A 12941-nucleotide genomic window follows, 5' to 3' on the forward strand; every position below is an offset into this window, starting at 1 on the left:
TTTAATATATTTTATATATCACCAACGGACTGATATTTTGCTCACATAACTAGGGTCTGTTGACAAAACCACCTATGATTGAACTAAAAACCAAACAATATCGGCAAGTTACCTTTAGCCTCGCTTTAGGCTCTTTTCTCGTTTTCTGTAATCTTTACTTGTTTCAACCCATGCTGCCCTACATGGCTCAGCACTTTAAAGTGACAGAAACACAAGTTAACTGGGTGTTCGCAGCAAGTACGCTTGCCTTATCCGTCTCTTTGGTCCCTTGGGCAGTAGCTTCGGAATCTATTGGGCGACGTAATGTCATGCTGCTTGGTTTGATCGCAATGCCCTTTATTGGTTTAGCAATGCTCATCAGCGAATCGATTGTGATGCTTGTGTTACTTCGAGCTTTGATGGGCATTGCACTAGCCGCGTTTGCGTCTGTTGCTGTGGCTTACATGGTGGAAGAGCTGTCAGTCAAAGCGTTCAGTCAAGCCATCGGCGGCTATATTGCGGCTAACTCTTTAGGTGGCATCACGGGGCGTATTGTCGGTGGTACCCTAACCGATGCGTTCGGCTGGCAACAAGCGGTCATCAGCATGGCGGCATTCACTCTGATTGGCGCACTTGTGGTCGCATTTAGCTTGCCTAAACAAAACAATTTCACTCCGCAGCGGGGTATGCTTCGCTATCACAATCGCGCTGTGGTTAAGCATCTACAGAACAAAACAATTTGGATCGCGATGTTGATTGGCGGAGTAAACTTCGCACTGTTTGTTAACCTCTATTCCGTGATGGGATTCCGTCTCGTCGCAGCGCCACATAACTTACCGATCGGATTAGCATCACTGATCTTCCTTTGTTATCTCTCTGGAACCTTAAGTTCTAAACTCACTTCCGTGTGGAGTAAACGACACCAAAGCGTCTCTGGCATGGTAACAGGAACCGTCATCAGTCTATTAGGTATGCTTGTCGCCTATGTGGATTCTTTAGCCTTTATGATGATGGGATTGTTGCTTATTAGCTTCGGCGCATTTTTCACCCACACCTTGGCATACGCTTGGGTCAGCCAAAAAGCTACACACGCAAAAGCAACCGCAACGGCACTGTATCTGGTTCACTACTATGTTGGTGGCAGTATTGGCGGTTTCTTCTTGATCTATTGTTGGCAACACGGTGGGTGGAGTTATGTGATCGCTGGGGGGTCATTGCTCTACGCGACTATTTTTGCTCTGTGCCACAAGCTATCAAAATGGGAAGAGCACAAGCCACAGCTTGAAGATTCTGCTATTCTTGCGCCAAATTCTAAATTGGAAGCAAAATGACCACCAATAGCTCAACCCGAACTGATGTCGAACAAGTAAAAAGCGCCGTTAATCAATGGCTCAATGATGTCGTGATCGGTCTTAACCTATGCCCTTTTGCCGCAAAGCCGCAACGTAATAAGCAGATCAAAATCTTTGTTAGTGAAGCGAGCAAAGAAGAGGCGTTACTTGAAGATATCCTAACCCAACTGATGGAGCTAGATGCAACCGAGCCTGAAGAACTAGAAACAACGCTCGTTGCTGTTCCTAATATGTTGAGCGACTTTTACGACTACAACTTGTTTATAGATTGGATTGAAGCACTCATCCGACAGCAAGAGTGGGAAGGTATTTTTCAATTGGCGACCTTCCACCCTGATTACTGCTTTGGCGGCGCAAAACCAGAAGACGATGAAAACCTCACCAATCGCTCACCGTACCCGGTGTTTCACCTTATACGTGAAGAGAGTATGGAAAAAGTCCTCAAGCACTACCCTAACCCTGAGGCGATACCGGATACCAACATAGCAAGAGTGGAGTCACTTACTAACGATGAGCGTAGAAAGCTTTTCCCTTATTTGTTTCGTTAAGCAACCTCATACTAAAAAGCGCCACTTGGCGCTTTTTCTTTTCGTGTCCTATTTGAGTGCCTCGCTGTGAGCGGTGCTGGAATCACACCAACTTGAATGAATCGAGGTATTGCGACCCGCTTCTTTTGCGGCATAGAGGTTATCATCCGCAACGTGAATAATTTCATCTAGTGTGGCCTTATCACATTGTTCATGCCCCAAGTTGACAAAATCAAACTCGCAGGAACCAATCGAAACAGTTATCGGCTTGTCATCAACTTCGATGCTATTGACGCAAGTAAGTATCTTCTCGACCAACTCACGCCGCATTTCCACTTCTCGCTCTGGAAGCCAAATAACAAACTCTTCGCCACCAAAACGCGCAATAAAATCACTTTCCGTTAACTGGGCTTTAATTGCTGTCGCCACCTTTTTCAGGACATTGTCACCGACCTGGTGCCCGTGGGTATCATTGACACGTTTAAAGTGGTCGATATCGATAACCGCTAGTGTTCCCTTACCACCCGCACGTTTCATTCGTTCGATGTCTAGGTGGACGGTTTTGAACATACTGCGACGGTTGGCAACCCCCGTTAGGGCATCGTGATAAGCTTGATACTCTAAACGCGCATTCAGCTGCTGCAAACGCTCTTCCTGTTTCCTACGAATCAGCTCTACTTCGATCCAAGACGCCATCAGCTTAAGCGCATCTACATCGATCTCTTTAAACTTTCGCGGATATGGCACGGCGGAAGAAAAATTCAGCGTTCCAAAAATCTCATCATCAATGAAAATTGGAACGCCAATATAGGATTCTAAACCAAATGCTTGATAGGCAGGGTGTGTCGCATACTTATCGTTTTCGCCCATATTTTCAATCATGACGGGGCCGTATGAACTGCAGGTAATTTGACAATAGGTATGGTCGTATTCAAAAGTGTCACCCACCGCTAGCTCTACGCCTTCGGGAGTTACACAGTGAAGCACGGTATATTTGTTGCCTTCGATGTGAGACAAAATGCCGATATCAAGGTCGAAGCGCTCTAACCCCATCATAATCAGTTGGCTTACCTGAATATCAAACCCTTTCTGATAGTCATTAGTGATTTGATACAAACTGCGTATCACTTTCTCACTTTCACTCTCTGCGACCATAACTTTCCACCAATTAAGAATCTTATTATTTAAGATAGAGTTAGCGAAATCTTTAATGCAACTGTTTTCTCATTTTGCCGCCTAAATATTTGCCGTTCAGCCCATTAATTTCTATCGCTACATGGCGAGACCTAAACGGCTTTGGTAGTATTGCTCAATCTTACAGACATCCGGATTAATGGATATGCACCTTTCAAAACTGACCAACGATATTTTTGATCACCTTTACCGAGACATTTCTGAGTTTCGTAGTACTTTCGATTTACCTGTAGCTTCTCCTGAAAGTTTAGACGATAAAGCAGACACGCTGCACACTTCTCTAGCTATCGAAGAGCTAACAGAACTTGCAGAAGCGGATAATAAGACAGAACAAGCGGACGCGATTATCGACAGCGTTTATGTTTTGATGGGACGTTTGGTGCACCTAGGCCACGATAAGATTGAAGATAACCTCGCGATCAACTACCTCATCGACTTACTGCTTAATGTGGCTGTAAACCGAGGAATTGAGTTCTTACCATGTTGGGATGAAGTGCATTCAAGCAATATGAGTAAAGTATGCCGCAACGAAAAAGAATACGCGGAAACCGAAGCGCATTATGCAGAGCAAGACATCAAGCTGATGGCGGTACAAAAAGGTGATTACATCATCGCAAAATGTGCTGAAGACTTTGTTTCAGAAGGCAAGACAATTCGCCAAGGCAAAGTGCTGAAATCTGTTTACTACCGCCCTGCGGATTTAGCACCACTGACCAAATAGATAAAAAGACGCCACCTTTGGGTAACCCCTTAGGTGGCGTAAGCTGCCATAGTCAAAACATGGCTTCATCAAACTTCAGATAAGTTCCCACCTACAGTCACCTACTTCCGCTTGAATCCGCCTAACAAGAACGAGAATGTATCGTTCTTAGTGTTGCCAATAGTGTGCCAATTTCGAAAAAACTTTAACCCATTGATTTTAAACACAATTAAAAATCCACCGTCACGCACTGTGTGTAGACACGATCGATTTAAGTGCAAGGCGCACCAAAGATAACCCTTTAGTGGTAACTAAAAGCAGTTGATCTTAAAAGCTTAATCAAACAAAAGGACGGGAGAACCTTCGACAACTACACGCTTGACCTCAGTTCTAAATACTCGCGACAACTCAGAGACAGATAACACCTCATCTACCGCGCCAACATTTTGCAGCACCCCTTTCTCTAGCAACAGTGCTTTATCCGCATACTTAAGTGTACGATTGAGATCGTGGTTAGACATAAGCACAGTAATGCCCATTTCTGCGACACGCTGTATCAGTTTATACAGAAGCGTTTCTTGACCAATATCGAGGGGGGCTGCGGGCTCGTCGAGAACCAGTAATCTTGCGTGGGGGTTTAATGTTGGCCAGATCTGCAAACAGATCGCGCACAGCCTGACTCTTTGCCATTCACCGCCAGACAAATGATGAATCGATCTATTTAGCTTGTCATCAATCTCTAGTAAAGTCGCAAGCTCTTCAATCACAGCTGTTAGCTGAGGAGAATCAGAAGATACTAGCGTTGGTAAAGACAAAGATAGGTAATGCACCACGTCAAGGTTGAATGCAGGTCGGTCACTTTGCGCCAGAAATGCCCGAGTAATTGATAAAGCTTCAATAGAGGCACCTTTCACCTTCTGGTCGAAGATCTTCGCCTCGCCTTCAAAGTCTAATAACCCCGCGACGGCGGAAAGCAAAGTGCTTTTACCACTACCGTTAGGGCCAATCACATGTAGGATCTCTCCCGGCATCACCTCAAAGGAAAGTGGTAGCAATCGCGAACCAACAGAAAGGCTATTAACGTGAATCATGATTACTCACCAGCATCCAAATAAAGATAGGGGCACCTATTGACGTAGTCACGACACCTAATGGTAACTCGGCAGAGTTGAGCGCCGTACGAGCAATAAGGTCGGCAAACACCACTAAGGTTGCCCCTGCAAGGGCCGAAATTGGCAATAGATAGCGGTTTTCGCTACCGAATGCGAGCCTAAGTAGATGAGGGACAACCAGACCAACAAAGCCGATGACTCCGCCCAGTGCAACCGCACCGCCGACTAAGACTGATACGGCAAAAATCAGCTTCCAACGTGCTTCATCGACATCAACACCAAGTTGCTTAGCATGCTGCTCTCCCATCATCAGCTTATCTAGCAATGTTCCTTTACAACATAGCCAGATAAGTACCGGGATCAAAATCAGCGTTAGCACGTGGTGATACCAACTGGCAGCGCCGATACTGCCCATTAGCCAATACATGAGCTGACGTAGGCTGAGGTCATCACTGAAATAAAAAGCCCATGTGACCACTGCGCCGGAAAGGATACCTAATGCTACCCCCACCAGAAGAAGTCGTGTCGTGGTTAAACGCATTCTCTTTGCTACAAAGACTAGAAGCAGGGTAAACGCTAAAGCCCCCACTACGGCAGCAAGCATAAAGCCAACTGGAGTTGCCAAAGCGGGGATAAAGAATAGCACCAGCACCATAAGTACACTGGCGCCACCGGAGATACCTAACACTCCTGGTTCGGCAAGCACATTGCCCAATAATACTTGAAGTACTGCCCCAGAAACGGCCAATGCGGCGCCAACAGCAATTGCGGCAAACAACCTCGGTAGACGAAGCTGAAGAATTAATTGCTCCTGAAGAGAAGAGAGCTCTTGAAAGGGAGAAATGAACACCTCGCCAACAACCAAATACAAACTGCTGATGAGTAATAAGGAAACGATAAACAGTAGGCCAAAGCGCATCCACCTTTGACGCCTACGTTCCAAGAGCTGAGTAAATTCCATGTTGTCGCTAAATAGCCGGGTAAACCCTAAAAAAATAATGGCTTAACGATACCGTTAAGCCATTAAAATAGAAAGCCTCTATTGATTTTAATCGTAGACTATCTGCCCTTCTTCATAGCGAGTTTTCACCGGACAGACCATCAATGCCGCACGTTGACCAATTGCAACATGTCGGTTTGGAAAGACAATCGCCTCACCTTCATTTTTCGCCATTAATGGTTTATCTCCATCATGACCAAACACTTCGCCATGCTTAAATGCGGTAAAGTTTTCGACGTTATCGTCAAAGAGGAAATCAAAATCATCATGAATTCGCACGATAGTGCGGCTGACACGATACATGATCGGTTTACGTGGTAAATGCTCAGATTCGCTGCTTGAGACCAGGTCACGCAACGCTAAGTCAAACGCGACGAGTTTATCTAACTCATTTTCGCCAATTTTAGCCACTCGACCGAGCTCCACCGTCAGAGCTTGAGCACCAAAGTTCTCAGCACTGAACCAACTAAAGGTACTTGAAGGCGCGTTAGAGAACATCACTGCTTCTAAATGCGCACTAGAGACAAACTCCATCAAGGCTTCGCTACGAACTGGGTGGCGAACTTTAGGGCTAACGACAAATGAGTAATGCTTCGATAAGCGAATCGCGCAGTGCAAGTCCAAGTGCCAACGTTTATCTTGCGGCGTATCTTGATAAAACTCGGTGACGACTCGCTTAAGATCCTTCGCGATCTCAAGCTCTTTTGAAGGCTCATACTCTTTATCATCAAACAGACGATTTAGATTCATCTCGATAAATCGAGTGTGAGCATTGGTCGCTTCTGGGTGAGCATTGATAAACAGCAGCCGTTCAGTAACAGGCTGAAAACCAGTTTGAATGTCTGTAATGATTTTATCGACAATTTCCATCGGTGCGGTCTCATCGCCATGAATACCACACGAAATAATGATGTGCTTACTCTCTTCAGAAAAATTCGCTGGAATCACCTCCAGCACACCACGTTGATGTAATTTAAAGACAACTCCACCAGCAACTGTCATCTCACTTGCTGGCATCTCTTGTTCTAAGTCTAAGCTGTCAAAAAGAAAAGATTGGCGAAAGAGGGTTTTCGTCATGCGCTACTCCTTTATTGCACAGCGGGTATGTTAATGAATTGTTCAGACAAATTATGTAGGAGCGATCCCACTTATTGACACAAATCCTGTGCCTCATCGTAATTTATCAATTTCCTCACTAAGGGGAGGAAAAGAAGGCTCTCGCTGTACAAATTAGCCGAGCTTCCGCCCGGCTAATTGATATTATCATGATTTTAAGCTGTTTATTTTTGATCTAGCAACAATTCAAACTCATCAATCTTCGCTTTTACTCGATCAATGCTCTGTTGCCAGAACTCCGCTTGCGATAAATCCATACCAAGATGTTTATCTACTACCTCTTCAGCCATCATAGAGCCCGTGTCGCGCAACAGATTAACGTAGTCACTGTAGAAGCGCTCACCTTTGCTTTCGCGCTGGGCGTAAACACCGATACTAAATAGGTAGCCAAACAAGTATGGATAGTTGTAGAAGCTCACTTCAGAGATAGAAAAATGCAGCTTGCTTGCCCAGAAGTATGGATCTGGCTCTGACATAGAGTCACCATACCATTCGCTCCACGTTTCGCTCATCAGTTCACACAACTGCGGTGCGGTCAGTTCACCTTCATTGCGCTGCTCATAGAAACGTTTTTCGAACTCGAAGCGGACTGGAATATTCACCATTAGTGCATAGCAACTTGAAAGCTCTTCCCACAGCATTTCTAACTTTTCTTCGAGATTTGCCACTTGCTCTAACAAGTAGTCGCGAACAACGTTCTCAGCAAAAATAGACGCCGTCTCTGCTAACGTCATTGGGTAGCGAGTCTGGCAAAGAGGCATATCACGCATAACCCAGTTGTGGAATGCATGACCCAGTTCATGTGCTAGTGTTAGAAGATCTGAGCGACTGCCGCCCCAAGTCATAAACACTAGGGGTGTGCGTGTGGCAGCGAATTTCGTGCAATACGCACCTAAACGGCGGTTTTCTGTTGGCTCAGCATCAATCCAACCGTTTTCAACCATCAAATCGACAAATTCTGCCATCTCGGCATCCACTTGCGCAAAGGCAGCACGAATGATCTCAATCGCTTGGTCAAAACTGTAAATCGTAGGTTCTGCCTCAGTTAAGCTCGGCATTCCAGCAAGGTGGTTCCAAGGACGCATCTGTTGCAGCCCGTGAACTCGCGCCATCAACTGCCCTGCTTTTTGTCCAATACCGCGATTGTCTTTTGCAGTCGACATCATGGCGTCCAGCGTCGCCGCTTGAATTCGGCTACCATGCAAACTTGGGTCTAAGAAATGGACGTCTTGCTTCGTCGAACGTTTTTGGTATTCGGTGAGTCGCCAACCTGCCAGAGCATTTAAAATTGCCGCGAATGACTCTTGATTGTCTTTCATTGCAGATTGGATACCACGCCAAGCTGGCTCTTGCTGTTCAAAGTCAGTTCCGTACAAGATACTAGCGGCTTGCGAAAAACCGACTTTGCTTTCTTGCCCATCAGCGAGCGTGACTTGTAACGACCCGGTGATATTGTCGTACAATCTGCCCCACGCATCACGTCCGTCGACTTCCATGGCAGTAAGCAATTGCTCTTCAGCCACACTAAGCTTGGTAGCTGCGAGCTTACGAGTACAATCAATCTGAAATGCCTGACCAGCAACATCTGGGCTTTCATGACTTAGAACATCATCAATGAAGTTATCTGGAGCGTTAGTCAGCGTATCTTCGTAAGGGGCAAACGCTTGAGATAGCTCAGAGCTTAGTTTTGCTACTCTGCCCACTAGCCCTTTTGCCAGAGCGTCTGTCGCATCAATAGAGGCATGACACTGAGCAAAAGTATTGATTGTTGACAGTAGCTTGCCTGCTGCTTCACTGGTTTGAATGGCATTTTGTGTAACAGATACCGACTCACGATTGTCTACGTGCGAGCCAAGAGCTTGAATACACTGTTTGATCAATTCGATATCTTGTTCAATTTTTGGGTCATTAAGGTTTTGATAAGCGATGGATAAATTCCAGCTAGGTGAGGTCATGTTATTTCCTTAGCTATCCGATTAACGGTTTCCCTATCATGCAGACGCGAAAGTAGTCTTGGTCTGCTTTGGTAAATTGTATGTGAGTTAAAGATTGATGAGCAATGTTTAACGTCGAGTAGAGAGCGGCATTGCTCCAATCTAACTGGAGTATCTTTGCAAGAATCATTCTAATCGTACCGCCGTGACATACGATTAGTGTGTCTTTATCGACAGTTTTGGAAAATGCATCCCAAGCCACTGAAACTCTGAGATAAAAATCGCCAAGCGGTTCAGCCTTTGGTAATGGGTTTTGTTTTGGGTCTTGCCAAAATGCATCCAATAGATCCCATGACGATTTCACCTGTTCAAAAGGGACACCATCTAATTCGCCAAAGTAGGTCTCTTTCCAATCAGACTTAACAACAAGCTCCAATTCAGGCTTATTTGCATGAATAAGCTTTGCTAGGTCACTGCAACGTTTGAGTGGAGAAGTTTGCACTACCGAAAAGTCGAGCTTCTCATCGAGTAAACAGCGGCAAATCTCTACTTGCCTTTCAGGTGCAACCTCAATATCGGTATGGCCATAAAGTGCGGGCTCACCGACTGTTTTTCCATGACGAAGTAGATAGATATTGATCGTTTTAGTCACGTTGGCACTCATCAGCTTTTATCAAAGTCATTGGTCTCTTTCAAAGTCATCGGTAAACCTGCGGCAACAAATGTCACTTTATCTGCAATCTTGGCTATCGCTTGGTTCATCCAACCTGCGTGATCGACAAACAAACGCGAAATTTCGCCCAGAGGAATCACCCCTAGCCCCACTTCGTTCGAAACGAGCAGTATATCTGCTTTCGACTGTTGAAGAGCGAGAACCAGCGCCTCTACCCGCTGCTTAATTTCAACTTCAGTAAGCGTTTCACCCTCGTTGTAGATGACGTTATTCAGCCATAAGGTCAAACAATCTATCAGTATCACATCTGAAGAATTAAACTGCGGGATGAGCTTAACTAAATCAACTGAACACTCATGCTCGACCCAACTCTCACCGCGCGAAGCTTGATGATGTGCAATGCGATTTTTCATCTCATCATCAAATGCAATCGCAGTCGCCACATAGTGTTTCATTTTATGCGCGCTCATCATGTCAGTCTGAGCTTCTGCAAAACTCGATTTGCCCGAACGGGCACCGCCTAAAACCAAATGAATCGTCATTAGCTGTTTACCTGTATCGCAATCAAGGTGAGATAAATAAGCAACTCGCCAATTTGCTGAGCCGCACCTAAGCAATCACCAGTAAACCCGCCGATACGTACTGTTAACCAACGCTTAAACAGCACCCTAAATGTTAATACCACAGCCACTAGCCAGACCGTTGTGCTTAAACCAAGCATCAAACATGGCAGTAGACCTATCGTCAGCAGCGCCCATAACTCTACTCGTGACTGTTTTTGCGCTAAAGGTTTGCTCTTACTGGTGTCTGTGTCACTCACATAGGGCATATCGTAGATAAGCGACGCAGCGACGGCTCGGCTTAACGTATAGGCAACCACCACAAACAACAAGAACGACTCAAACTGGATCAGCTCAGACAATAAAACAAACTTACCAAGCAGTACCATGACCAAGGCGCTAGCCCCATAGGTGCCGATACGACTATCTTTCATAATGGTAAGACGGCGCTCAATCGTCATGCCTCCACCGATGCCGTCTGCCATATCAGTTAATCCATCTTCATGGAAAGCCCCTGTTAGCAACAGGCTAAACACCATCATTATGAAGATAGAGACGCTCGCCGGGAAAAGCAGTTGAGCACTCCACAGCACCGCAGCGCACAGGCTTCCCAATAATAAACCGACCAAAGCGAAGTATCGCCCTGCTTGGTTCATTCGCTCTTCGCTGTAGGGGATATTTTTCGGCATTGGGATTCGAGAAAAGAACCCCAATGCAAGCATGAATAACTGATATTGATTTTTGAGTGAAGGCATCAGTCGACCACGACTCCTGCTTCTTCAAAGCTTGCCATATGGTTATAAAACTCAGTCGCAGCATAAACTAACGGCATCGCGAGCACTGCCCCTGTTCCTTCACCTAATCGAAGCGAAAGATCCAATAAAGGTTTGGCGTCGAGTTCAGACAATAAGTGTTGATGCCCCGCTTCATGCGATTGGTGAGCGAAAATCATGACATCGCGGCAGTTTGGATTAATCAGTGATGCAGCATAAGCAGCGGCCGAAACAATAAAACCATCGACAATGACTGGTATTTGGCGTTCTGCTGCGGCTAAGAAACCGCCAACCATCTGAACAATTTCAAAACCACCGACTTCAGCCAGCACTTCGATAACGCCCAAACCTTTACAGCGCGAGACACCTTTTTCAACCAACTCGACTTTCTTCGCTAGCTGTTCGTCAGTGATACCAGCTCCACGACCGACACACTCCTCGGCATTTTTACCACTCAGAGCACTTAGAAGGGCGGCAGCGCTGCTGGTATTGCCAATTCCCATTTCACCAAACATCACCAAGTTTGAACCAGAATCGATGATATTGGTTATTAACTGTTTACCCAAATCAATGCCATGCTGCGCCGTCTCAAGGCTCATCGCCGATTGATGAGAAAAGTTGTTAGTGCGCTCACCGAGTCGCTGAACAATAAACGCACTGGTGTCATGCTCCACGGGTAATAGGATTCCGGTATCCACCACTACCAGCTCTACTTTGTTGGTTCGGCAAAAACAGTTAATTGCTGCACCACCCGCTAGGAAGTTAAGCACCATCTGTTGGGTTACTGCACTCGGTGCAATACTGACGCCTTCGTCGGCAATGCCATGATCTCCAGCAAAAACAATCGCGGTCGGCTTAGTTACTTCAATAGCGGTGACGACGTCACTTCTACCCTGACTCTGAATCAATGCGATTTGATGGGCAAGGTCTTCTAATTGACCCAACGCACCGAGTGGTTTGGTTTTTTGGTTAATACGATGCCAGATAGCATCTGAATGAGTTTGGTCTAGCATAGTATTAATCTATTTAGGTCGAGCAACAGAGAAAACGTTATTAAGCGTGGCATATTGGCTACCACCTAAACGCGAGAGAGGGTTCACTTTAAGTGCATCAACCACTAAGCGGTCGCTGCACTCGCCGATAACCTCCGGTGCAATATATACTTTTTCAATTTCGGCGAAGATAAGGCTTTGTGGTGTTTCACCGATCTCTTTCACTTCATACAGTTTGCACGCAAACGCAATAGGACAGTCTTTAACCCTTGGTAAATCGAAGCCATCAAAATCCGTCAGCTCTATCCCCGTTGCTTCAATTTCAGACTCACCATGTTCAAGCGTTGCAGCAGTTTGAGTCACATCATTGGCAGAATCATGATGAGCGATATGAATAACCATTTTTCCGGTTTCTAAGACATTCCGTGTTGTGTCTTTCACCTCTCCTGAAGGCTTTTTACCCACAGAAAACATCAACAAAGGCGGGTTACTTGAAACGGCCGTAAAGTAAGAAAATGGCGCAAGGTTGTAGTTGTCTTGTTCTGAATCGGTCAATACCCAAGCGATAGGTCTTGGAATGACGGTTTGTGTCATCAAATGATAAATTTGGGTGGGGGCCAGCGTGCTGAGCTCGATGTTCATCCCTTTTCCTTTCTGAGCGGTTCCTATTGGCTTGAGTGTAACTTGAAATCAAACAGTTAACACGCTTTATCCATGGTTCATTGACCTCGCCAATTTGCAAAACGATTCCGAATTTGACCACAAAACTGAAATTTTTCGCCAAATACGCCTATCTTTTAGGTTAGGGAGAGCGTTTATAACGGCACAAACTGTGCATTAAATTTCGTCGTGACATTGTTTTCTCCCGATTGATAGTGCAAGGAGGTTTTATGATTGCCAATCAACATTCGAAAAAACAAAAACAGAACAAACCACAACAACGCAACCAAAAGAAAGTCCCTCTATCATTAACATAAACCTTAGAACAGACCTCGCCCAGCGCGAGGTCTAATTGTTCCGATTACTCTT

General features: G+C 45.5%; 13 protein-coding genes. 3 read left to right on the forward strand and 10 right to left on the reverse strand.

Annotated features, from left to right (window positions below):
• Nucleotides 1-74: 74 nt before the first annotated feature.
• Both AC6R00_RS01540 and AC6R00_RS01545 read left to right on the forward strand, forming a co-directional pair.
• Nucleotides 75-1310 carry an MFS transporter gene (locus AC6R00_RS01540; protein WP_500639121.1) on the forward strand — a complete coding sequence of 412 codons (1236 nt, stop codon included), beginning with the start codon at nt 75-77 and terminating at the stop codon, nt 1308-1310.
• Nucleotides 1307-1879: a DUF1415 domain-containing protein gene (locus tag AC6R00_RS01545; RefSeq protein ID WP_500639122.1), complete on the forward strand. Its 573-nt coding sequence runs from the start codon at nt 1307-1309 to the stop codon at nt 1877-1879. The genes AC6R00_RS01540 and AC6R00_RS01545 overlap by 4 nt, the downstream gene beginning before the upstream one ends.
• A 48-nt stretch (nt 1880-1927) precedes the next feature.
• On the opposite strand, the gene AC6R00_RS01550 is transcribed toward AC6R00_RS01545, so the two are convergent.
• Nucleotides 1928-3013: a sensor domain-containing diguanylate cyclase gene (locus tag AC6R00_RS01550; protein ID WP_500639123.1), complete on the reverse strand. Its 1086-nt coding sequence runs from the start codon at nt 3011-3013 to the stop codon at nt 1928-1930.
• Between the two features lie 184 nt (nt 3014-3197).
• On the opposite strand from AC6R00_RS01550, the gene AC6R00_RS01555 reads away from it, so the two are divergent.
• Entirely contained in the window at nt 3198-3773 is a 576-nt protein-coding gene (locus AC6R00_RS01555; protein ID WP_500639124.1) for a nucleoside triphosphate pyrophosphohydrolase family protein, read from the forward strand.
• Nucleotides 3774-4087: 314 nt separating this feature from the next.
• Here AC6R00_RS01555 and btuD read toward each other — a convergent pair whose 3' ends face one another.
• The 9 genes from btuD to AC6R00_RS01600 all read right to left on the reverse strand — a co-directional run bounded on the left by btuD (nt 4088) and on the right by AC6R00_RS01600 (nt 12554).
• Entirely contained in the window at nt 4088-4843 is a 756-nt protein-coding gene (btuD, locus tag AC6R00_RS01560; RefSeq protein WP_500639125.1) for a vitamin B12 ABC transporter ATP-binding protein BtuD, read from the reverse strand.
• Nucleotides 4830-5825: a vitamin B12 ABC transporter permease BtuC gene (btuC, locus tag AC6R00_RS01565; protein ID WP_500639126.1), complete on the reverse strand. Its 996-nt coding sequence runs from the start codon at nt 5823-5825 to the stop codon at nt 4830-4832. Before btuC ends, btuD begins: the two co-directional genes overlap by 14 nt.
• Nucleotides 5826-5912: 87 nt before the next feature.
• Nucleotides 5913-6941: a succinylglutamate desuccinylase gene (locus AC6R00_RS01570; RefSeq protein ID WP_500639127.1), complete on the reverse strand. Its 1029-nt coding sequence runs from the start codon at nt 6939-6941 to the stop codon at nt 5913-5915.
• A 203-nt stretch (nt 6942-7144) separates the two neighbouring features.
• Entirely contained in the window at nt 7145-8935 is a 1791-nt protein-coding gene (locus AC6R00_RS01575) for a M3 family oligoendopeptidase (protein ID WP_500639128.1), read from the reverse strand.
• 13 nt (nt 8936-8948) lie between these two features.
• The gene (locus tag AC6R00_RS01580; RefSeq protein WP_500639129.1) at nt 8949-9578 is read right to left on the reverse strand and encodes a histidine phosphatase family protein; all 630 of its coding nucleotides are present in this window, start codon (nt 9576-9578) and stop codon (nt 8949-8951) included.
• Complete coding sequence (gene cobU, locus AC6R00_RS01585; RefSeq protein ID WP_500639130.1) at nt 9578-10129, reverse strand: bifunctional adenosylcobinamide kinase/adenosylcobinamide-phosphate guanylyltransferase; 552 nt, start codon at nt 10127-10129, stop codon at nt 9578-9580. Before cobU ends, AC6R00_RS01580 begins: the two co-directional genes overlap by 1 nt.
• Complete coding sequence (locus AC6R00_RS01590; RefSeq protein WP_500639131.1) at nt 10129-10902, reverse strand: adenosylcobinamide-GDP ribazoletransferase; 774 nt, start codon at nt 10900-10902, stop codon at nt 10129-10131. Before AC6R00_RS01590 ends, cobU begins: the two co-directional genes overlap by 1 nt.
• Entirely contained in the window at nt 10902-11933 is a 1032-nt protein-coding gene (gene cobT / locus AC6R00_RS01595; RefSeq protein WP_500639132.1) for a nicotinate-nucleotide--dimethylbenzimidazole phosphoribosyltransferase, read from the reverse strand. The genes AC6R00_RS01590 and cobT overlap by 1 nt, the downstream gene beginning before the upstream one ends.
• Before the next feature lie 9 nt (nt 11934-11942).
• Nucleotides 11943-12554 (reverse strand): flavin reductase family protein, encoded by a 612-nt coding sequence (locus AC6R00_RS01600; RefSeq protein ID WP_500639133.1) that lies wholly within the window; start codon nt 12552-12554, stop codon nt 11943-11945.
• Nucleotides 12555-12941 lie beyond the last annotated feature (387 nt).

Source organism: Vibrio sp. R10-SF1-ISO8 (assembly GCF_059833805.1).

Coding starts and splice junctions, on each gene's coding strand:
- AC6R00_RS01540 (WP_500639121.1), top strand. CDS start 75: ATGATTGAACTAAAAACCAAACAATATCGGCAAGTTACCTTTAGCCTC.
- AC6R00_RS01545 (WP_500639122.1), top strand. CDS start 1,307: ATGACCACCAATAGCTCAACCCGAACTGATGTCGAACAAGTAAAAAGC.
- AC6R00_RS01550 (WP_500639123.1), bottom strand. CDS start 3,013: ATGGTCGCAGAGAGTGAAAGTGAGAAAGTGATACGCAGTTTGTATCAA.
- AC6R00_RS01555 (WP_500639124.1), top strand. CDS start 3,198: ATGCACCTTTCAAAACTGACCAACGATATTTTTGATCACCTTTACCGA.
- btuD (WP_500639125.1), bottom strand. CDS start 4,843: ATGATTCACGTTAATAGCCTTTCTGTTGGTTCGCGATTGCTACCACTT.
- btuC (WP_500639126.1), bottom strand. CDS start 5,825: ATGGAATTTACTCAGCTCTTGGAACGTAGGCGTCAAAGGTGGATGCGC.
- AC6R00_RS01570 (WP_500639127.1), bottom strand. CDS start 6,941: ATGACGAAAACCCTCTTTCGCCAATCTTTTCTTTTTGACAGCTTAGAC.
- AC6R00_RS01575 (WP_500639128.1), bottom strand. CDS start 8,935: ATGACCTCACCTAGCTGGAATTTATCCATCGCTTATCAAAACCTTAAT.
- AC6R00_RS01580 (WP_500639129.1), bottom strand. CDS start 9,578: ATGAGTGCCAACGTGACTAAAACGATCAATATCTATCTACTTCGTCAT.
- cobU (WP_500639130.1), bottom strand. CDS start 10,129: ATGACGATTCATTTGGTTTTAGGCGGTGCCCGTTCGGGCAAATCGAGT.
- AC6R00_RS01590 (WP_500639131.1), bottom strand. CDS start 10,902: ATGCCTTCACTCAAAAATCAATATCAGTTATTCATGCTTGCATTGGGG.
- cobT (WP_500639132.1), bottom strand. CDS start 11,933: ATGCTAGACCAAACTCATTCAGATGCTATCTGGCATCGTATTAACCAA.
- AC6R00_RS01600 (WP_500639133.1), bottom strand. CDS start 12,554: ATGAACATCGAGCTCAGCACGCTGGCCCCCACCCAAATTTATCATTTG.